This is a genomic window from Bacillus sp. FSL E2-8900 (genome assembly GCF_037966225.1).
GTDB lineage: Bacteria > Bacillota > Bacilli > Bacillales > Bacillaceae_G > Bacillus_A > Bacillus_A cereus.
In genome coordinates, this window is sequence record NZ_CP150193.1 from 2660088 (window position 1) to 2680437 (window position 20350).

The window sequence follows — 20350 nt, forward strand, 5'->3', positions numbered from 1 at the left end:
TGCAGTAAAACTCCCCACTGATTATAGTTTTACTTTATTTTAATCCTTTAATTAAAGGTGACGCTTCCCCACCATGGAAAATCCATAAGTCATGAAGTGATCTCGTACATCCGACATATAGTAACTTTGCATCATGTTTTGTGTTTTTGTAATGTTCTTCATCCACATCAATTAAAAGCACCGCATCAAATTCTAAACCTTTCGCTAAATAGACAGGTACTACTGATATACCACCTTCATATTTACTTTGGTTTGCTTCAATTACGTTTACCGTTAATCCTGCATTTGTTAATTCCACATATATATCACGGCATTCACCTTCTGTTCTTCCGATTACCGCAATTGTTTTCACATCTGCATTTTGCAAATGTTTTACCGTCTTCACAATTTCAGTAAATTGATTTTCCGCATGAATTACTTTCACATCTTCTCCACTGCGGAAGACTGGTGTTGCGAGTCCTACTGGGATTTCTGCATTTTTAATTATTTCATTTGCAAATTCAATAATTTCTTTTGTAGAACGATAACTTCTTGTCAATTCATAATAACCGGTTTCTTGGAATACTTCCTTAAAAGCATTCCAATCTTCAATTCCTTGGTAATCATAAATCGCTTGCGATAAATCACCTAATATAGTGAAAGAATTACCTAATGTAATTTCTTTTAATACATAAACTTGGAAAGGCGAAAAATCTTGCGCTTCATCAATAACAACGTGATGAAACTTCTGCCCGATTTCAATCCCTGTTATACGATGATGTATGTATATTAAAGCTGGTAAATCTTCTACATACACTTCTTTTTTACGACAACTCTTTTCTGTTTCTTTAACAAGTTCTTCAGGTAATACCTCGAGTATTTCTTTACTTTTTACTATTGAACTATACAGTGAAAGAGCACTCATTTTCGGCCAAAACTTCATATATGCGTTCAGTCTCTTAGTCGCTTCTTTTTTAAGTAATTTTTTCTCGTTTGTTTCCCCGAATTTTTTAAGTTCAATTTCAATCCAGCGCTTCATTCGTCCTACTAATCGTTCTCTTCTTTTCTGTAAAGGATAATGTTTATATTCAACTTGCATCCATTTTTTAACATCTTCTAATGGAATAATCGCTCTATCCCACGCCTCAAAATCTTTTGTCGGAACTAACTCATTTTCAAATTGGATCATTCTCTCTTCAATAAACGTCTTAAATTCCAACGTACCCTTTAATTTACCTAGCATTACCTTCTTTTCATCACGATTAATTGAAAATGCTTCTTTCAATTTTTTTTCTGTCTGCTTTAGTTTCACTGAATCATCTAACGTACGTAATGCCCAATCTGGAAACGTTGTTTGACTAATATTCCCTACACCTAATTCAGGAAGTACACTCGAAATATAGTCTAAAAACAGACTATTCGGTGCAAATACGATCATTCTTTCTGCTTCTAGTTGTTCACGATATTCATAAATTAAAAAAGCAAGGCGATGTAAAGCAATTGTTGTCTTTCCACTCCCTGCAACCCCTTGAATAAGTAATGGTAAATTTCTTTCCGCTCGAATAATATCATTTTGTTCCGATTGAATCGTTGAAACAATATCCTTTAGCTTATTATCTTTATTCTCACCTAATCGATATAGAAGAAAATCATCGGCATGTGATACATCTTCATTTCCTTTTACATATGTATCAACAACACGTTCAAGTTCTCTTTTTCGAATGGAAATGTTTCGTTTTAAATACACATCACCTTCTACTAACCCATCTGGTGATTGATAAAATGCTAATTCTTCTCCACCGGTAAATGAATAAAACATACTTGCGACAGGCGCTCGCCAATCAATAATGATTGGCTTCATCGTGTCCATATCCGAAACCCCTACTTTTCCGATATAAATCGGCATAACTTCTTCTTTTCCATCTTCCTGAAAATCTAACCTTCCAAAGTACGGCTCTTGCACACCAATACGTAAGTTTTGTCTATTAGACTCCCTCATACTTTCAAGAATTTGCTCTTTAAAATCTTCTCCATAATAAACCGGGATTTTTTCAAGCCTATCCAATTGCTCATCCATCGTATGTAAAGTATCCTTCATTTTTTGTAACTCATCTTCAAATATGTTGCTCATTTCGACGATTCCCTCCTGTCCGTTCTAATTTTTCAGTCGAAGTATCATTGTATTAAAAATCCAATCATAAAGTCAATAGTTTCCATTTAAATTTTCCGAAAAAACTTACTTTTCATCTTTCTAATTTAAAAAGAATATGCAACATCTAAATCACACACATACACATATAGTATAGTGATGCATGTAAAAGATACTTCTTTCTATTTGTCTCCTATGTAATTTATCTATTAAAAAACATTGTAAAAATTAAAGACTTTAATCAATGGGCGTTTTACTGCCCATAAATAGTAGGATAAATAAAAGTAAAGGAGGCTCTTCAAATGAATATTTTGAATCTATCTCAAGATTAAATATGCTTCTATCTGGCTGTATCCTTATGGTTTGTTGGTCAATTATGTATGTTGAAATATATAGACTTACAAAATCCGTCTGGCCATGTGTTATCATGCATGCGATCGAGGATGCTGTTCCTACTGTTTTAGTTACAATAACAGGGATTATTACTCTTACAAACAGTAGTGATTTTTGGTTAAATCCTACTAGCGGGGTCGCTGCTACTGTTTTATTTCTCGGAATTGGAACCGTACTAAGAACTATAAGAATAAAAAGAGAACGACAATTATTCACACAATAAAAAGCAGATAATGAATTCGTCATTATCTGCTTTCCAATTTTTAAAACTACCTTATTATATTTTTTGATACATAAGCCAGTCACCAGAGTCTATCACTTTCTTTAACATCTTTTTATCCTGAGCGATATATACATATGCCTCAATTTCCCCATCAGCAACATATACTGTTTGCGTGATTCGATCATATAAATCAGTCTCCGCATTGCCTCTATATTCTTCTAGTTCATCTAACTTACACAATATCTCATCATTTACTACATAAACTTCTCCATACACCTGTTCTTCAATCGAATAAGTCATGGCCGGATATCCTTCGTTCGTATCAAATAATTTTCCATATGTCCAAGCTCTGTCTGTGATACATGTTGCACCTAGCATATAATGAGCATTCGTTTGTCCTCTTCTTAACGTGCCATAAACGAAAACATGATACATAAATTCTTATCCCCTTTATATGCCTCTACTTTCTTATTTGTAAATAAGCACGAATCATAAAGTAACTCACTTCATTCGGAAGCTGTTCTTTAATAGATTTCAGACCACCATCTGCATTTTGAACGGCAGTTTCAATAAGAGATTCATACTCTGCTGGAACAAAGCTGTGCCAATCTACTTCCATTCCATCCTCATAGCAGCGAATTAAATGGTTTTCGATTGTTTGTCTTGATAAGTTACGTTCTTTTGCAATCTCATTCAAATCAATACCTTGTTTATACATTTCATACGTTTCTAAATGAGAATTTGCGGACGCTTTTCCTGACTTTTTACGCTCTGAAACTACTTCTGTCTTAATCGTTTCAGCATAATTTGGATTTTCCTCAATAAAATGCTGAACTGCTTGTAAGAAGTGCGAACCATATTTCACAAGTTTGTGTTCTCCGATACCTTTTACCGTCAACAATTCGGAATCACTTTGCGGCATTTTCACACACATATCTTTTAATGTTTGGTCAGAGAAAATAACGAACGGAGGTACACCTTCTCCTTGTGCAATTTCTTTACGTACTTCACGAAGCACTTCAAATAAAGGATGGTCTTGAACAATTTGTCTTGTCTCTACTCGTTCTTTTCGTAAAACATTCTCTTTACCAAGTAATACTTCTTTCCCTTTTTCAGTTACTTTTAACGTCGGATAAGTGCCATGTTCAACTGCAATTAACTCGTCTGAAATTAAAAACTCGATAAACTCACTGACCTCTTTTACACTACGGTTCGATAAAAGCCCATACGTTGGTAAAGTATGAAAATTAAATTCAATAACTTTCTTATTCTTCGACCCAGTTAATACTTGCGCTATCATTTGCTTTCCAAAGCGTTGGTTCGTTCTAATCATGCATGATAAAACCATTTGTGATTCCCTTGTCACATCGATGCTCTCGCGATTGTCTGTACAATTACCACAGCGTCCACAATCTTCTTTCGGTTCTTCTCCAAAGTATTGCAAAATGAATGATTGTAAACATTGTTCTGTATGACAGTAATCGGTCATATTTTGCAATTTTTCAAGTTCATTTGAAAAACGTGATTCTCCAGTTGATTGATCAATTAAAAAACGCTGTACTTGTACATCTTGAGAAGAATATAACAATATACATGTACTATCTAATCCGTCACGACCAGCACGTCCTGCTTCTTGATAGTAACTTTCCATATTTTTTGGAAGCTGATAATGAATTACGTAACGAATATTCGATTTATCAATACCCATCCCGAATGCAGATGTTGCTACCATTACACTTACTTCATCTCGTAAAAAGAGTTCTTGTTGCTCATTTCGATCAATATCACTCATACCAGCGTGATATTTTGATACAGAAACTCCTGCCTTCATTAAATCTTCATATAACTGATCGACTACTTTTCTAGTAGCTGCATATATAATCCCAGATTCCTTTTGATTTTGACGAATATAATCCGCCAAATATGCATTTCGATCTTGCCCTTTAATAACAGAAAACGATAAGTTCTCACGCTCAAACGTTGTCATAATTGTATTTTCTTGATTAATTTCAAGTGTATTACAAATATCATCACGTACTTGCGGTGTTGCTGTTGCTGTTAATGCTAATACAAGCGGCTTTTCTGGAAGATAATCTAATATGCGATGTATATGTAAATAACTTGGACGGAAATCATGTCCCCACTGTGAAATACAGTGTGCTTCATCAATCGCAATCATAGGGATTTTCATATCGATAAGTTGGTCAACAAACTCCATCGAATCAAGACGCTCAGGCGCGACATAAAGTAATTTGTAATGTCCTTGTTTCGCTAATTGAATTCGCTGATTTGCTTCAGCAATAGAAATAGAACTATTAATATATGTAGCTGAAATGCCATTCTGTACCAATGTATCTACTTGATCCTTCATAAGTGATATTAAAGGTGATATAACCAACGTCGTTCCTTCAAATACTAATGCCGGAATTTGATAACAAATCGACTTACCGCCACCCGTTGGCATAATACAAACCGTATCTTTCCCATCTAATACGTTTTTAATTGTTTCATCTTGTCCTCTTCGAAACGAAGAATAACCAAAGTAGGACGCTAAAAGTTCTTGTGCTTTAGTAAACAAAAAAGAGTCACCTGCTTTTCTTTATCTTTCATCTATTTCTATTATATCAATCACTTATGCGACTTGAAAGGGATGATTAGATGCTTATTGTTTTTTCATTATTCTATGTTTCTCCACCTATTTAATACTAACTAGCATCATTATTTTATATGTTTTACAACATTTATAATATAAATCCAGTACACAAGAAGAAAGAGTTTCAATTTAAACGTTCATTTTATTTCCCTTTCTTGAATACTACTAATCGTATACATATAAATTCAGGAGGTTACTATATGAAGCATCGTAATATGAGTTCCATCACGGCGAAAACGAAAACACAAAAACTCCAATTCTCTAATAATGATGCGTGGAAATATGAATCATACTATAAGTATCAGCCATTATTCTCTTATAAAAAGCTTTTTAATTTTCTTTCTCAACTTTTTAGACGTTAATATATGCGCAAAAAATATATCATTCACAAAATTTTTCTCAATATTAAATGTATAGACTTACTACAATTCAGTTGTTACCATATATAATAATCTGTTGGATAAACCCCTTAAGTTGACCTGCTTATATTAGCAGGTCTTTTTCATGATTACATACTTCTGTGTACCTCGATCTCACTTCCAAGTCTTTTCTCCATTTTATAACCATATTTAACTCCCAACAATTCATGATTATCATGAATTGTTGGGAGTTAAATTGTTCACATATAATTATGCAATTCTTCTTTCTCAATACACAAAAGACATTTTACTTGTTACTATAAAAGTACTCCAGATGAGTTTTTTGCTCATCGACATTATCTAGTTATTGGGGCCTGCCGCGGGAAGCAGGTCCCTTTGACTGTATGAAGGTCCTAATTTCATTTGGACACATTTACCAGGTTTTTTCAAAAGAATTTTATGATAACATTACGTAGTCGAGTCCGACATCTCGGCAATACCCTTTTGAGGGTCTGCAACTTCCCTTGCAGACCCTCTTTTACTTTATATTCAATTTATTCATATATACCACAACATCATTCACCTAATTTCTCCATTTCAAATTCCCTAAAAATAATCTAGGACACGTAACTAAAAATAAATCTTCATCATACTTTGAGTTATACATGTTCAAAGGAGTGTTACTATTTATGTATTCTTATTGGCAATCGTATTACTCCCCCTACCATAACCCTTATGTAAACTATGATTTATCCGTACGGAACTACCGAATTAGTAAAAATGAGAATTTTTTAAAAGGGTATATGCGTTCTTTATGGGAACAACACGTCGCTTGGACGAGATTGGCTATTATAAGTATAGTCTTTAATTTACCAGATGTTAACGTTACTGTTGGACGACTTCTACAAAACGCAACACATATGGGACTATCACTTGAACCATTTTACGGTGAGGATGCAGTGAAAAAATATAGTGCATTAATTAAAGATCACTTAGTAATTGCAGCGGATCTTGTTAAAGCCGCAAAAGCTGGTAATCAAAATGCAGCGGCCGCTATAGAGAAAAAATGGTACGCTAATGGTGATGAAATTATTGAATTTCTTAACAGTATCAACCCATATATAGATAAAGAAGAATTTAGAAAAATGTTTTATGAACATTTAGCACTAACGAAAGCAGAAGCACTTGCCTTCCTAAATAAAGATTATGAAGCAGGAGTAAAACTTTACGATAAAATTGAAAAAGAAGCATTGGAAATGGCCGACATGATAACAAACGCAATCGTAAAACAATTCCCGCAAGTATTTCAATAAAGTGAAACTTTAATCAGAGTAGGTATTACTACTAAGTAATACTTGATAAAAATAAGTCGATTTCCAAACATAAATCGGCTTATTTAGTTTTCTCTCTATGATATTTCACCTCTCCTCTTTACATTTAGCTTATATCGATATATTTTATTAATATCCGTTTTTTATAGGAGGAAATAGTTTGATTAACGCAATTGGTCTCGTTTTTATACTTACAAATAAACACGAGAAAAAAAAGAAAGTTTACTTAAATGAAAAATTTGCACTAATAGATATTATTGATTCTAAAGAAGTATTTGATGATGAAGGGAATCCTTTAGTAGAACTAACATGTAAATACAGTATATATTTAGATGAAAAATATTACTGTAAATCTCTCGATGATTATACCGGACAAGTATTTCCTTTCTTAAGTGCAAAAATAGGAAAAGGTCTTCTAAGAAACTTAAACTACTACTTTTCTTACGTTGATGCCTATGATAAGAAACCACCAGTTAAAGAAATAAGACCACTTATGAAACAAGTAACGAACAGATAGCCAAAAATACAAAAAAAGAAAGCATCTAACTCTGGATGTTTTCTTTTTTATTGAAAACTCATTAACTTTCATCCTCTTCTAAAAGTATGTATCCAAGCATATTTTAAATTAAAAACATTGGAGGATTAGAGTGAATGAAATACTCAGAAACAATTATAAGCAAACGACTTCGAATACTTAAAATGACGGGTATGTTTTTCATGCTAGTGTTAATAGCATGGATTGGCTATACAAAATTACTTTATGAAAACGGCTTTCTTCAAGAAAAAAAGAATTCAGTAGAAGTAATGAACACTAGCATTACAGGAGAAATAGAGCAGCTTTTTCATATAAACTTGCAAGGTTATCGAAAAACAAGCCTTGATGCTGTTATAGAAGCAAGCAAAACCGATCCAAGTGAACTATCCCTAATTGAACTGGTCAACAAATCCTGCTCGCGAGATTGCATAGGCGAACCAGTAACATATGTAAACTCAAACAATGGATATATCTTTTATAAGGAATCTAATGGAACTAATGTAGCTATAACGGTTAAAAAGAAAGACACATGGGTAATTGTAAAGAAATCTGTTCAAGATGGAATATAATCACCCAAAAAAAGAGTACGTATCGTACTCTTTTTTATTATTAATACCCTTCCTCTTCATGAATACAATGGCATTTCGGTTTTGTTTTACAATGACATTTTTCACACTCACATTTCGGTTTCTCTTTGCAACAACATTCGTGAAAATCATTGCGTTTACATCTACATCTCCCAAACATTAAATTATCCCAAAATGTATTACAATTTCGGGAATGCCCACAATGACAAGTATTTCCCATGAATCTGCTTCCTCCTTAATAGAATTCATCATATTCTATGTTTAAAAGTATACAAAGGCTTGTTTATTAGTCTATTTTCTCCATATTATAAGTAGAGTTAAAAGATTACATAAAAATAAAAAACCGTCACATGACGGCTCTTATTTTTGCAAACTACTCTTTTGTATAAAAATATTTAATTCCTTTCATATCTAACCAAGCAGTTGCTTTGTCCAGTTCGTTCCCTTGACGATAATCTGTTTCGAAATACACAAGCCCTTGGTTATCTCCACGAGATATTATTTTAGAAGTATATCCAAGCTTATCCATCATTTGAATCATGTCAGAAATTAAATTTACACCAAATTCATAAGTAACTACTTTGCTATATTTATTCACTATAATTCCAACCCCTTCTTGTTTTTTTATCGGCTCAACAATTTGATTTGTAAACCAAGCTAACGGCTTATTTCCAATCAGCTTATTTAAATCACACTTGCCGATACCAGCCACATTGCCTGTCTCTGTGTATTGCCAAATATCACATGGATACGCCGGTTTGTTACCACCATAACGAGGAATCCATACAAAATCACAATTGACATTTTCCATTCCAAATGGAGCATACATATGATGAGCAATATATAAACCGACTTTCTTAGCTCCTAATCTGCGTAATTCATCAATAAAAGCTTGTGCACCCGCTCTCATATCGTTCATTGTTCTTACTTCTACGTCAGCAACCCAAACTGTTGCATTTTTATCACCACGGTTCCAAAAGTCTCTTGCTTCTATCCGTGCATCCTCTACTGAAACGAAACGACAGAACGCATAATTACCAAACGGAATATTCCTTGCTTTCATTGCTTGTACATAATTTTTATATAAAGGATCTACATAGTTTGAACCATCTTGCACACGTGCAATTACGAAATCTAATTGTGGTGCTGCGATATCCCAGTTAATGTCGCCATTCCATTTCGAAATATCTACAATATAACCCATTATTTAACATCTCCTTTTTCATTATTATATTCAAAGCTTGTTTTTTTGTTATTATCAACTAATAAATAGTATGAGAGGTATTATATTATTGGGTAATAATTTAAAATTCGGCTTATGTATTGAGAAAACAAAATATTATTACGGGTTTAATAAGTAAAGATTTACAAAACTCTAAACTATATAAAGTGAAACGATAATTAGTAGGAGGCTACGAGCAGTGTAATTCCCACCTGATTTCTTAGCTTCATCCGAATTTTGAGGTAAGAATTTTACTTCCCGCAAATAGCTTGATAAATAAAACCACCTTTCTGACAGGTGGTTTTGTGTACTAATTTACATATAAATTGTCCATATTTTTATAGTTACTTAATATACTTGTTAACTAAAAATAAGACAATTTTTAGTTTTTAATCAAACCAATTTTCGTTTTATCTCACGTACTCATAGTACCATTTACGTGCATCTAACCAAGCTGTAAATTTATCGATATTCCCGGACGGATAGCCATTCGTTATAGCATAACCAATGCCATCTTTTTGAACGACAATTTGTCCATCAATACCCGCATCAACCATAGCTTGAGCCAAATCTTGTAAATTACTAAATGCTACACCACCAGTTTTTACTTTGAGCAAATCCGCTGCACCTCCTCCAGTTTGTCCTGTAAGAGCAAATACAATAGAATTAGCGATTTTATCAACATTCCATTTTGCCATGTCGGATTCATTATCAATAAACCCTAATTCAATAAGAATAGCCGGTGCCTTCGTTCCATTTAATACCGCTAAATCTGTACGTTGTTTCGCACCTCGATCACGCCATCCAATATCTTTTGCTAGTTGAGCTGAGATTTTAGCCGCCAAATCTTTCTGATCATAATATAAAACCTCAACACCCTGTCCATTTCCATCACTTGCATTAAGATGAAAAGAAATAACTAAATCCACAGCATGGGAATTGCTATTCCGAATGATATTATTTAAATTTTGTGATTGAGTTGCCCCTACCTCGTCCGTATCGTCATAAACCGTGTGTCCTAGGGCTCTTAACTTAGCCGCCACGGCATCTTTAACTTGCCTATCTAGAACGTGTTCTTTCCGATTCCCGAAATTAGCACCTTGAACAATACTATTATGTCCTCCGTGCAAACTATATCTAGCCATTATTCATCAACATCTCCTTTCTTAATATCTTATTCAAAACTTGTCTTATTGCTATTCCCACTTACAATCTTAACTGTGCCCATACGTCCTATATTTTCTAAAAGTGATGCAATTTGTTTTCGATATAAAAAAGCTATCGCTTCATAAATCGAATGATTTATTCTCTAAATTACTTTTACATGAATGACGACACGAACAAAAAAGCATCACCCTTTCGGCGATGCCTAAAAACTCTATTTTACTTTTCAGCTCCCTAAATAAATAGAGTTTAAAATCACTGAAACTACACCTATATTTCCTCCCTTTCCTTCACAGCTTCTTTCAACCTCTGCAACATATACCCAATTCCTTTACACCCCTCTAGCGGATATGTAATCATTTCTTCTGGATATAACTTTGTCACTACTTTTTTATGCTTCTTCCCTGCTAGTAAGACGATTTCGTCAAACTGTAGTAAACTTTTATCTACCATCTGTTTTTGTAATTGCTCTATACTTATTACCTCATCGCTTTTTGAATCAAATGCAAGATCATAGTTTTCTAATACAATATCACTTGGTCTTAAAAATCCATGTTTCGCTGATAATATAACCCAGTTTTCGAAAAACATAGTTGCGTACGCCTGACATGCTTTTCCGAACGGACTAATATATACATCTTTTGCTTCCATCGGTCCGTAGTCTGAATGTTTATCCCAAATTTTCTTTTTTCCGCATGGAATTATACATAGCCTTTTCATATATATTTCTACTCCCTTTACTTTGGTAAATAAAATTCGTTATTTTGTACATTTTTTTCTCGAGATACTATATAATAATTCTGAAAGTTAAAATTACACATTTTACCATATGTGTACTATAGATTACTCTGATTGCAAATATTATAATACCATAAAAAATTTTTCATTTTTTCTTCAAAATAATGAAACTAAATTATAATGCAAGTATGTATTAATAAAACAATAAAGGAGGTTCATAAAAACAATAAAGGAGGTTCATAAAAATGAAAAATATTATTCCTGCACTATTAGTCTATTTTATCGTTTGCGTTATTTCCGTTATCATCCCAGCATCTGAAGGCTATAATTATGTCGGCTGGAAGTTATTTGTTGGGCAAGTGTATGCGATACCTATTTTCTTCATTACTACGATAATCACATTTTATATAAACAAGAAAAAATCTTACGAATAAACGATTATAAGGATAGCTAACGCTATCCTTATTTTAATTCGTTAATCAAAACTTTATATCCTTTCTTCTAAAAAGTTAAACGCAACATCTGTATTTCAGCGTTTAAACGCAGTTCCTCCGAAATCCAGCTCTCTAATTTTGAAACAGATGCAATATTTTTTCAAAAAGCCCCTGTAATTTACTTTTCAATACTTCCATATCATTAAGCATACACAATGCGACTGTTTAAAAGTTAAAAATTTCTGCTTATTATAAATAAAAAAGGACAAATAGCCAATCTGACTACTTGTCCTTACTGTTCATCTGTACGCAATACGATTAAGCTTGGAATGCTTCTGTTAATACTGGTACGATTTGTTTTTTACGAGATACAACACCTTTTAAAGTAGCTGTATTGTTTTCTAGTGATACGTTGTATGCTTTCTCAACAACGTTTGCTGCTTTACCGATCGCAAGACCGACAGAATCGTTAGTTAAGATATCAGTTACAACGAATAAGAATAGGTCTAAACCTTTTTCTTCTACTACTGCAGAAATTACTTTTTCAAGTTCCGCTTGGTGTACAAGAACGTCGTTTGTATCAACAGCGTTTACTTGTGCGATTTCAACTTTCGCATTACCCATTTGGAATTCTTTAGCATCAAGAGAGATTAATTGCTCCATTGTTTTTCCGCTTAAGTCAGCACCAGCTTTTAACATTTCTAAGCCGTAGTTATCTGCATCTACACCAGCGATTTCCGCTAATTCACGAGCAGCTGCTACATCTTGTTCTGTGCAAGTTGGAGATTTGAATAGTAAAGAATCTGAAATGATTGCAGATAACATTAAACCTGCAACTTCTTTACGAATTGTTACGCCATTTTCTTTGTACATTTTGTTTAAGATTGTAGCTGTACAGCCAACTGGCTCACAACGATAGTATATAGGATCGCTTGTTTCAAAGTTAGCAATACGGTGATGGTCAATAACTTCTAACACACGAACTGATTCGATATCGTTAGCACTTTGTTGACGCTCGTTATGGTCAACTAAAATAACGTTGTCCACTTCGCTTGCTACTGTCTCAACAAAACGCGGTCCTTCTACTTTAAAATAGTCTAACGCAAATTGAGTTTCACCGCTGATTTCGCCTAAACGTACAGGCTCAGCATTCATTCCTAATTCTTTTTTCAATTCTGCATAAGCAATTGCAGAACAAATTGCATCTGTATCTGGGTTTTTATGCCCGAAAACTAGTACTTTTTCCATGTTTTCCACCTCTTCATGAAAAGGATATCTTAAAGAAGCAAATATGACAATATTTAAAGCATATTTTTTTATAAATAATTGCACTTTCTTCTATATTTTTCATCATTTTCATAAAAAAAATCATCTAAAATGAATTAGATGATCGAAATGTATGTTTCAATTAAAATAGTGTAGGAGTTTGCACTACATTGTTAAAAGCGAAATTTGAGGATAAGCCATTATTCAAAAGGTTTACATCTATAACTTGATAAAACGCATTTCCAGTGTCTGCAATTTCCCAAACAGCTAAAATAAGATGGTATCCACTACGGTCAGTTGGTACATTTGCTTCGTGCGTTACTGTTGTCCCTGGTCTAGCTCCACCGTCATTTTTTACATAGAATGGCACTAAATCTAAATCTGATCGCGTCAAAGGTTTATTGGGATTCCAACCTTTTTTCGTAATATAGTATTTCCACTCTTTCGTACTATGAGGAGCCGTTAGTTTCCACTTGAATGTATTCGTCCCGCCATTTAACGTAACTTTCTTCCACCTATCTACAGTTTGAACATCTAAAGCGGGAAAATGACCAGCCCCTGCAATTTGTCCATCAGAAGGTCCTAGTTGCGGAAATCCACCTATCCCTTCTACGCTTTGAGGTTCATATTGAATTGGTCCACAATTTACATTTACCCCTTGCTTACATAAATAAGATCGGCTCGCTGGTGATTCTACATATCCATGAGCTGAAGCCTTTTCTGAAAATCCAAATGTTAATAATCCCGTAAGTAATACGCCACCACTTAAAATAACTTTCTTCATCTTTTGTAAACTATTCTTTTTCATACTTTCATCCCCTTCCCATAATAAAGCGAAAATAACTATAGTTGGCTAGTCATCTTCTCTACATTTATTATAAGACGAGAATCATTACTAAAAGAACCCTCTAAAAACTTTCTCAAATTCATTTAGTGCGTTAATTAGATTATAATTAACTATTTTAACACCGCCAGAAAAATATAGACGGTGTTAAAATAGTCGTTTATTATTCACTTACTAATAATTAAGCACTCTCCCCGTTTGATTATAACTTAAATGTTTTTATAATAAATAACCGTAGCATCTAACTTTCCATTCGTAGAAATTGCATACCCTGGTATTGTTCCAACTTCTTGGTAGTCTAGTGATTTGTACAATTTATTGGAAGGATCTCCTTCTCTAGTATCTAATACTAAAAGAGACCTGTTTTCTTGCTTTGCTCGTTCCTCTGCTTTTTGCATAAGCGATCGTCCAATACCGTTTCGTCTAAAGTTTGGATGAGTCATTAATTTGCAAATCTCAGCTCTATGAATTCCGTTAGGCTTAGTAACTAATTGTAATTGAATACTCCCTGCTACTTCGTTGTTTATTTTAGCCACATACAATATCACTTCTGGCGCTAATACTGTTTGCCAATACTTTGTTGCATCTTTTTGTTCCAGTGGAGGCAAAAAACCAATTGATGCCCCATCATTTACAACCATTTTCAAAAGTTTCGAAAGTTCTTCTATATCATTTTCTAGTTTCTTAATTTCTTCAATTACTAAATTTCGCATTACTTTTCCCCCTTTTGTTTCATTGTAACAATTTTTAAAGAAGGAATAATGAAATAATAAGAGGAATTTATAGTTAAGATATGATTTTTTGTGAAAGGATAACGATATGAAATATATATTAGATAGAACGTATGCAAAAGAATTACTCGAATGGGCATATGAACAAAACCCGGGCCCTTGGTTTGAACATTCACTACATGTTGCTCATGCAACTGAAAACATAATTATAGAACTTATAAAAAAAGGGTACAAGCTAGATGCTGACATAGCATATAACGCTGCCCTTTTGCATGATATCGGAAGATACAAAGGTTTTACCAAATCGGTCATTCATTCCTATGATGGTTATATGTATATGAATGATTTAGGGTATACAGGAAACGCTGTTATTTGTGTGACACACTCATTCCCATGCAAAAATGAACATATAGATATCGCAGCAGAATGGAGTCTCGTTCCTGACCATATGAGAAGCCGATTAGTTGAAATATTAAATGAACATTGTAACTACGACTTATACAATAAAGTAATTACTCTTTGTGACGCTCTTGCTGATGCGGATGGCTTTACTACGCTGGAAAGAAGATTAATTTCTGTTGGTTTGCGTCATGGTACAACATCTCATACATCTTTACATTGGAAAGGGTTTTATGCGATTAAGAAAGAATTAGAAGCTTTAATCGGTAAGAGTATATACACAGTTCTTCCTGATGTAGAAAAATCTATTTATGAAGATATAGAATATTAAAGTAAATACAAATTGAAAACGATAAAATTTGTATTTATGTTTCTAAAAGACTCTTTCAAAAATGGAGGGATTTCTTATTAGTAAAATAGGATTTGACTTGATAAACCTTGAGGGGAATTTTGAATTTGGATATGAAGATATAAAAAAGATTTCTATGAGATGTAAATTTTCTAACTGTTCACATACAAACGAACCAAACTGCGCGGTTAAAAGAGCTATCTCTGACGGTGCTCTTTCTGAAGAAGTAGTTAACAGTTACTATAGAGATTTTAATGAGGCACATTATGTTTCTAAACAGAAAAATAAAACAAAAGCCATTGATTATATGAAGCAATTGAAGCTTTTTACAAAACCTTAAAATTAAATAAATAGTTGTTATTTCTCATTCCTACTAAATTTAAAATTCTCCCATTATTGTATAACCATAAATTGAACCCATCCTAGATAATTTTTATACTCAAATTTAATTTCACATAAAAAACGTTTTAAACATAAAGTTTAAAACGTTTTTTTATTCAATGCTTTTGATTTTTCAATTCTGTTAAACACTCTTGCACTAAAGTTACCGCTTGACTCATCGCAGCTCCGCCAGCAAATGCTGCTGAAACACCACATGCTTCTAGAATCTCTTTATCCGAACATCCTTGATCAAGACAACCTTTTGTATGATAAATTGTACAATACTCATCTTGCGTTGCTAAACTAATTCCTAATGCAATAAGTTGTTTTTCTCTTTTTGTTAAAGAACCCTCTTGAAAACAAGCTTGCGTGAACGCATTATATGTCTCAGCGATTTCAGGAATTTGATTTGTAAAACTACCTATACCTTCTTTATAATGATGTAGAATATCATTTATCGAACTATGTTGCTCATGTTCCATCTTATTCCCTCCAGTCATATTATCCATACTTATTGTAGTATGTGATGAAATGGAGGCAATATACCTTCTTTTAAATTAAGAATTTTTAGTTAATTTAAGTTATAATTTTAAATTATCATCTACAATAACTTTTTCTCTAGAACTTTTTCTTTCAACCTCTTTACTTCTTTCTTCCCAAAATGTTAATCCTTCAATCCCCACATTTTTAGGATTAAATACTGGATCTTTCCCTTCTTTTTTCTGCGTTTCATAATCTTTTAACACTTTTAATGCGGTTTTACTTAAAAGTAAGATTGCGATTAAGTTTAACCATGCCATACTACCGATTCCTAAATCTCCAAGATTCCATAAAAGCGACGCTGATTCAACGCTACCGATGTAAACCATAATTAAAAATCCAAATTTTAAAACTGGTTTTAACCAGCCATACTTCAGTTGACGATCTAAATAAGTAAGTGTCGTTTCAGCGATATAGTAATAAGCGAGTAACGTTGTAAATGCAAAAAAGAAAATCGCAATTGAAATAAATATTGGACCAAACCCTGTTATCACAGTTTCAACTGCTTGTTGTGTATAAATTGGACCAGCTTCCACATTTCCTATGTGTTGTACAATGGCGGTTTTCCCTTCAGGTATAACATTATACATACCTGTTATTAAAATCATAAGAGCTGTCGCTGTACATACGACAATTGTATCGATATATACGGAAAACGCTTGAACTAATCCTTGTTTTGCGGGATGCGATACTTCAGCAGCCGCCGAACTATACGTCGCTTCTCCGACACCAGCAACGTTTGAAAATACAGCGCGTTTTACGCCCCATGCAATAGCTGCACCAACAATTCCACCAAACATTTCATTTACACCAAATGCGCTAGAGAAAATTAAAGCAAACATACTTGGAATCTCCGTTACATTCGCAATTAATATGATACATGTAACAATTACATAACCAATTGCCATAAATGGAACAAGCATTTGAGAAACGCCAGCAATTCTCTTTACACCACCAAAAATAATTGCTGCTAGTAACATGACTAAAAATATACCAGTTATATATTTGCTAATACCATTAGAGTTTTCAAATCCAACTGCGATACTACTAGATTGAATACCTGGTAATAACACGCCATATGAAAGTGTTACAACTACTGCTACAATGACTGCAAACCATTTCATTTTCAAACCTTTCTCAATGAAATATGGAGTACCGCCGCGATATTCATTCCCTACTTTACTTTTGTATACTTGAGATAATGTTGATTCTACAAACGCGCTCGCTGCCCCTAACAAAGCCATTACCCACATCCAAAATACAGCTCCAGGACCGCCGAAAGCAATTGCTGTCGCTACCCCTGCAATATTACCAATTCCAACTCTTCCTGATAAGGCTAAACAAAATGCCTGAAAAGATGATATTCCCGTCTCTGAACTCTTTCCTTCAAATAATAGTTTAATCATCTCTTTAAAATAACGGATTTGCAAAAAGCGTGTTGCAATCGTGAAATATACGCCTGCCCCTAATGCAAAAACAACTAAACCGATACTCCACACTTGCCCTACTAACCATTCTACTAAATTCTCCATCCAAATCCCCCTTATCATTCTTTGGAAAAGCAATTTTGTATATAAAAAAAACGGACAACTATTATCAAACTTTCTAGTTGTCCGCATCTTTCATTATTTCATCCCTCAATTTTTATCAGTAAAACGCCCTATTACTTTATATTTACCCAAACACTTTTCACTTCTGTATAATTATCAAGCGCATATGAACCTAATTCGCGGCCAATACCAGATTGTTTATATCCACCAAATGGTGTAGCTGCATTTTCTAAGTTATAATCATTAATCCACACTGTTCCTGCTTTTAATTTATTTGCCACTTGATGACCCGTTTTGATATTTTGCGTCCATACACCCGCAGCAAGGCCATAGGATGAGTTGTTCGCTCGTTCAATTACTTCTTCTGTCGAATCAAATGGAAGTACGACAACAACTGGTCCAAATATTTCTTCCTTAACGATTGTCATATTGTCTGTAACATCTGTGAATATAGTTGGCTTAACGAAATAACCTTTTTCAAGCGCACGTTCGCCACCAGCCGCAACTGTAGCACCTTCTTTCTTCCCTTGCTCAATGTAATTTAACACACTCTCTTGTTGTTTCTTAGATACAAGTGGACCCATTTCCGTTCCTTTCTCCATACCTGCTCCAAGTTTTACGTTGTTCGCCATTTTCACAAGTGCATCTACTACAGTTTCATAATGTTTACGATGAACAAATACACGTGATCCTGCGCTACAATTTTGACCGTGATTATACATAATACCTTGGAATGCACCATTTATCGCTTCTTCCAAGTCCGCATCTTCTAAAATGATATTTGGTGATTTTCCGCCAAGCTCTAACGTTACATGCTTAATCATTTCTGCAGATTGACGCATAATATACTTTCCTGTAACAGTAGATCCTGTAAAAGCAACTTTATCAATGTCATGATGATTTACAATTGCAGCCCCTGCTTCAGGACCAAAGCCTGATACAAAGTTTACAACGCCGTTTGGAAATCCAGCCTCTTTAAAGAGTTTCGCTGTATATAGTAAAGATAAAGGCGTTTGCTCTGCTGGCTTTAATACAATCGTACAACCTGTCGCCAGTGCAGCTCCCATTTTCCAAGAAGACATAACAAGCGGAAAATTCCACGGAATAATTTGTCCTACAACACCAACAGGTTCATGTCTCGTATAATTCAAGTAATCTTTTGAAATCGGGATTGTTTGCCCAATAATTTTTGTAGCCCATCCTGCGTAATAACGATAATTTTCTACAGTCGCTGAAATATCATCATCAAGTGCTACTTGATATGGCTTTCCATTATCTAAAGCTTCTAGTTGCGCTAATTCTTCTCTATGCTCTTCAATTAAATCTGCTAATTTATAAATAAGATGCGCTCTTTCAGCAGTAGCCATTTCTGCCCACGGGCCAGATTCAAATGCAGATCTTGCCGCTTTTACTGCAGCATCAATATCCTCTTCTTGCGCTTCACATACGACTGCTAGAACCTCTTCTGTTGCTGGATTGTACGTTTCAAACGTCTTTCCGCCAATAGCAGAAACAAATTCGCCATTAATAAACATTTTAATTTCTTCATTTAAAAACGCTTCCACTTTTGGTTTCAGCTCAATATTTGTCTTTAACATTATGTTCTCCTCCTTATTTAAACAGCTGCATGAGCTGCAATATTTGATAAAATCGTTTGAAGCTTTTGATCTTCTTCTACAGTTAACCCTAGTCTTGGATAGCGAGAAGGTCCTCCCGCTTGCCCATGTAATTCCATAGAACGTTTAACGATTTGAACATATTTCCCTGATCCTTCAAGAAACTCGCAAAGTGGTAAAATAGCATCGTTTATTTCCCACGCCTTTTCTAATTCACCATTTTGAAAATGCTCATACATTTTTGTAACGAGACCGGGAACAATATTTCCTGCTACTGAAACCCATCCCGAGGCACCAACTAAATATGATTCCATAACTAAATCTTCAGAACCACAGAAGACTTGGAAAGCCCCTTCACTTTGTCTTACTAAATCTCTCGCTTTTCGAATATCTCCGCTAGATTCTTTAATATGTGTAACATTTCCACACTCTTTTCCAATACGGAGCATTAGCTCTGTACTCATATCAACACCAGAAGTAAATGGATTATTGTATAACATAATTGGTATATTTACAGAGTTTGAGATTTCTTTAAAATGAAAATAAATCTCCTCTTCCTTCGGTTTACAATAGTAAGAGTTTATAATTAACACACAATCCGCTCCGTGCGCTTCTGCATGTTTCGTATATTCAATTGTTTCTTTCGTCGTCTCTGCTGCAGTTCCAACAATAACTGGAGTACGGCCATCAATTTCTTTCAACACGGTTGCTACCATTTTAAATCGTTCTTCTTTTGATAAACTTACAAATTCTCCTGTACTTCCATTAATGATGATACCTGCAACGTTTTGTTCGATAAAGTAATTTACATTTTGCTTTACCCCATCCCAATTAATTTCCTGAAATTCATCCATCGGTGTTATTAATACTGGAAATGCCCCTTTAATTTTTTGCATATTTATCTCTC

Annotated in this window: 21 protein-coding genes and 1 pseudogene; 8 read left to right on the top strand and 14 right to left on the bottom strand. The window is 34.0% G+C overall.

Annotated elements, in window-relative coordinates; genetic code table 11:
* Window positions 1-34: 34 nt before the first annotated feature.
* A complete protein-coding gene (locus NST90_RS13625; protein ID WP_046392805.1) occupies window positions 35-2110 on the bottom strand; it encodes a UvrD-helicase domain-containing protein in 2076 nt (691 codons plus the stop codon).
* Window positions 2111-2429: 319 nt separating this feature from the next.
* Between NST90_RS13625 and NST90_RS13630 the strand changes: the two are divergent.
* Window positions 2430-2744, top strand: a pseudogene (locus NST90_RS13630) (CPBP family intramembrane glutamate endopeptidase); the annotation flags it as partial.
* 54 nt (window positions 2745-2798) lie between these two features.
* On the opposite strand, the gene NST90_RS13635 reads toward NST90_RS13630, so the two are convergent.
* Window positions 2799-3179, bottom strand: a complete 381-nt coding sequence (locus tag NST90_RS13635; RefSeq protein WP_006920961.1) for a gamma-glutamylcyclotransferase family protein — start codon at window positions 3177-3179, stop codon at window positions 2799-2801.
* Window positions 3180-3204: 25 nt separating this feature from the next.
* A complete protein-coding gene (recQ, locus tag NST90_RS13640) occupies window positions 3205-5322 on the bottom strand; it encodes a DNA helicase RecQ (RefSeq protein ID WP_025709485.1) in 2118 nt (705 codons plus the stop codon).
* A gap of 275 nt (window positions 5323-5597) precedes the next feature.
* Between recQ and NST90_RS13645 the strand changes: the two genes are divergently transcribed.
* The 4 genes from NST90_RS13645 (at window position 5598) to NST90_RS13660 (ending at window position 8191) form a co-directional block, all read left to right on the top strand.
* Window positions 5598-5759 (top strand): hypothetical protein, encoded by a 162-nt coding sequence (locus NST90_RS13645; RefSeq protein ID WP_000682743.1) that lies wholly within the window; start codon window positions 5598-5600, stop codon window positions 5757-5759.
* A gap of 686 nt (window positions 5760-6445) precedes the next feature.
* Complete coding sequence (locus NST90_RS13650) at window positions 6446-7069, top strand: hypothetical protein (protein ID WP_000287728.1); 624 nt, start codon at window positions 6446-6448, stop codon at window positions 7067-7069.
* A 178-nt stretch (window positions 7070-7247) separates the two neighbouring features.
* Window positions 7248-7604, top strand: coding sequence for a hypothetical protein (locus NST90_RS13655; RefSeq protein ID WP_000606231.1), 357 nt, complete (start codon window positions 7248-7250; stop codon window positions 7602-7604).
* A gap of 134 nt (window positions 7605-7738) precedes the next feature.
* Window positions 7739-8191 carry a hypothetical protein gene (locus NST90_RS13660; RefSeq protein ID WP_000877572.1) on the top strand — a complete coding sequence of 151 codons (453 nt, stop codon included), beginning with the start codon at window positions 7739-7741 and terminating at the stop codon, window positions 8189-8191.
* Here NST90_RS13660 and NST90_RS13665 read toward each other — a convergent pair whose 3' ends face one another.
* From NST90_RS13665 to NST90_RS13680, 4 genes are all read right to left on the bottom strand, one after another.
* Window positions 8192-8365 (bottom strand): hypothetical protein, encoded by a 174-nt coding sequence (locus NST90_RS13665; protein ID WP_000503004.1) that lies wholly within the window; start codon window positions 8363-8365, stop codon window positions 8192-8194.
* 217 nt (window positions 8366-8582) lie between these two features.
* Window positions 8583-9413: a GH25 family lysozyme gene (locus NST90_RS13670; protein WP_000540614.1), complete on the bottom strand. Its 831-nt coding sequence runs from the start codon at window positions 9411-9413 to the stop codon at window positions 8583-8585.
* 428 nt (window positions 9414-9841) lie between these two features.
* Window positions 9842-10576 (bottom strand): N-acetylmuramoyl-L-alanine amidase, encoded by a 735-nt coding sequence (locus NST90_RS13675; RefSeq protein WP_000135278.1) that lies wholly within the window; start codon window positions 10574-10576, stop codon window positions 9842-9844.
* 289 nt (window positions 10577-10865) lie between these two features.
* The gene (locus tag NST90_RS13680; RefSeq protein ID WP_000824873.1) at window positions 10866-11315 is read right to left on the bottom strand and encodes a DUF6884 domain-containing protein; all 450 of its coding nucleotides are present in this window, start codon (window positions 11313-11315) and stop codon (window positions 10866-10868) included.
* A 263-nt stretch (window positions 11316-11578) separates the two neighbouring features.
* Here NST90_RS13680 and NST90_RS13685 point away from each other — a divergent pair, with 263 nt between their 5' ends.
* Complete coding sequence (locus tag NST90_RS13685) at window positions 11579-11767, top strand: DUF4017 family protein (RefSeq protein WP_000789486.1); 189 nt, start codon at window positions 11579-11581, stop codon at window positions 11765-11767.
* Window positions 11768-12085: 318 nt separating this feature from the next.
* Here the strand turns inward: NST90_RS13685 and ppaC are convergent, their stop codons facing one another.
* From ppaC to NST90_RS13700, 3 genes are all read right to left on the bottom strand, one after another.
* The gene (gene ppaC / locus NST90_RS13690) at window positions 12086-13015 is read right to left on the bottom strand and encodes a manganese-dependent inorganic pyrophosphatase (RefSeq protein ID WP_000416865.1); all 930 of its coding nucleotides are present in this window, start codon (window positions 13013-13015) and stop codon (window positions 12086-12088) included.
* A 160-nt stretch (window positions 13016-13175) separates the two neighbouring features.
* The gene (locus NST90_RS13695) at window positions 13176-13841 is read right to left on the bottom strand and encodes a lytic polysaccharide monooxygenase (RefSeq protein WP_000742280.1); all 666 of its coding nucleotides are present in this window, start codon (window positions 13839-13841) and stop codon (window positions 13176-13178) included.
* A 245-nt stretch (window positions 13842-14086) separates the two neighbouring features.
* Window positions 14087-14590: a GNAT family N-acetyltransferase gene (locus NST90_RS13700; protein ID WP_001245252.1), complete on the bottom strand. Its 504-nt coding sequence runs from the start codon at window positions 14588-14590 to the stop codon at window positions 14087-14089.
* Window positions 14591-14696: 106 nt separating this feature from the next.
* On the opposite strand from NST90_RS13700, the gene NST90_RS13705 reads away from it, so the two are divergent.
* Together NST90_RS13705 and NST90_RS13710 are read left to right on the top strand one after the other, a co-directional pair.
* Window positions 14697-15338, top strand: coding sequence for an HD domain-containing protein (locus NST90_RS13705; RefSeq protein ID WP_000874109.1), 642 nt, complete (start codon window positions 14697-14699; stop codon window positions 15336-15338).
* A gap of 61 nt (window positions 15339-15399) precedes the next feature.
* Window positions 15400-15696 (top strand): hypothetical protein, encoded by a 297-nt coding sequence (locus NST90_RS13710; protein ID WP_000398281.1) that lies wholly within the window; start codon window positions 15400-15402, stop codon window positions 15694-15696.
* Between the two features lie 157 nt (window positions 15697-15853).
* Here NST90_RS13710 and NST90_RS13715 read toward each other — a convergent pair whose 3' ends face one another.
* From NST90_RS13715 to dapA, 4 genes are all read right to left on the bottom strand, one after another.
* On the bottom strand, window positions 15854-16246 hold the full coding sequence (locus NST90_RS13715) for a carboxymuconolactone decarboxylase family protein (protein WP_002005224.1): 393 nt from the start codon (window positions 16244-16246) through the stop codon (window positions 15854-15856).
* A gap of 72 nt (window positions 16247-16318) precedes the next feature.
* Window positions 16319-17809, bottom strand: coding sequence for an alanine/glycine:cation symporter family protein (locus NST90_RS13720; RefSeq protein WP_046392806.1), 1491 nt, complete (start codon window positions 17807-17809; stop codon window positions 16319-16321).
* A 131-nt stretch (window positions 17810-17940) separates the two neighbouring features.
* Window positions 17941-19425 (bottom strand): aldehyde dehydrogenase family protein, encoded by a 1485-nt coding sequence (locus NST90_RS13725; RefSeq protein WP_339200159.1) that lies wholly within the window; start codon window positions 19423-19425, stop codon window positions 17941-17943.
* Between the two features lie 17 nt (window positions 19426-19442).
* Window positions 19443-20339 carry a 4-hydroxy-tetrahydrodipicolinate synthase gene (dapA, locus tag NST90_RS13730; protein WP_046392807.1) on the bottom strand — a complete coding sequence of 299 codons (897 nt, stop codon included), beginning with the start codon at window positions 20337-20339 and terminating at the stop codon, window positions 19443-19445.
* Window positions 20340-20350 lie beyond the last annotated feature (11 nt).

Bases quoted from the DNA above. Each gene is read 5' to 3' on its own strand.
- NST90_RS13660 (WP_000877572.1), top strand. From the start codon at position 7,739: ATGAAATACTCAGAAACAATTATAAGCAAACGACTTCGAATACTTAAA.
- NST90_RS13710 (WP_000398281.1), top strand. From the start codon at position 15,400: ATGGAGGGATTTCTTATTAGTAAAATAGGATTTGACTTGATAAACCTT.
- NST90_RS13645 (WP_000682743.1), top strand. From the start codon at position 5,598: ATGAAGCATCGTAATATGAGTTCCATCACGGCGAAAACGAAAACACAA.
- NST90_RS13715 (WP_002005224.1), bottom strand. From the start codon at position 16,246: ATGGATAATATGACTGGAGGGAATAAGATGGAACATGAGCAACATAGT.
- NST90_RS13675 (WP_000135278.1), bottom strand. From the start codon at position 10,576: ATGGCTAGATATAGTTTGCACGGAGGACATAATAGTATTGTTCAAGGT.
- dapA (WP_046392807.1), bottom strand. From the start codon at position 20,339: ATGCAAAAAATTAAAGGGGCATTTCCAGTATTAATAACACCGATGGAT.
- NST90_RS13680 (WP_000824873.1), bottom strand. From the start codon at position 11,315: ATGAAAAGGCTATGTATAATTCCATGCGGAAAAAAGAAAATTTGGGAT.
- NST90_RS13670 (WP_000540614.1), bottom strand. From the start codon at position 9,413: ATGGGTTATATTGTAGATATTTCGAAATGGAATGGCGACATTAACTGG.
- ppaC (WP_000416865.1), bottom strand. From the start codon at position 13,015: ATGGAAAAAGTACTAGTTTTCGGGCATAAAAACCCAGATACAGATGCA.
- NST90_RS13705 (WP_000874109.1), top strand. From the start codon at position 14,697: ATGAAATATATATTAGATAGAACGTATGCAAAAGAATTACTCGAATGG.
- NST90_RS13725 (WP_339200159.1), bottom strand. From the start codon at position 19,425: ATGTTAAAGACAAATATTGAGCTGAAACCAAAAGTGGAAGCGTTTTTA.
- NST90_RS13700 (WP_001245252.1), bottom strand. From the start codon at position 14,590: ATGCGAAATTTAGTAATTGAAGAAATTAAGAAACTAGAAAATGATATA.
- NST90_RS13720 (WP_046392806.1), bottom strand. From the start codon at position 17,809: ATGGAGAATTTAGTAGAATGGTTAGTAGGGCAAGTGTGGAGTATCGGT.
- NST90_RS13685 (WP_000789486.1), top strand. From the start codon at position 11,579: ATGAAAAATATTATTCCTGCACTATTAGTCTATTTTATCGTTTGCGTT.
- NST90_RS13625 (WP_046392805.1), bottom strand. From the start codon at position 2,110: ATGAGCAACATATTTGAAGATGAGTTACAAAAAATGAAGGATACTTTA.
- NST90_RS13695 (WP_000742280.1), bottom strand. From the start codon at position 13,841: ATGAAAAAGAATAGTTTACAAAAGATGAAGAAAGTTATTTTAAGTGGT.
- NST90_RS13650 (WP_000287728.1), top strand. From the start codon at position 6,446: ATGTATTCTTATTGGCAATCGTATTACTCCCCCTACCATAACCCTTAT.
- NST90_RS13635 (WP_006920961.1), bottom strand. From the start codon at position 3,179: ATGTATCATGTTTTCGTTTATGGCACGTTAAGAAGAGGACAAACGAAT.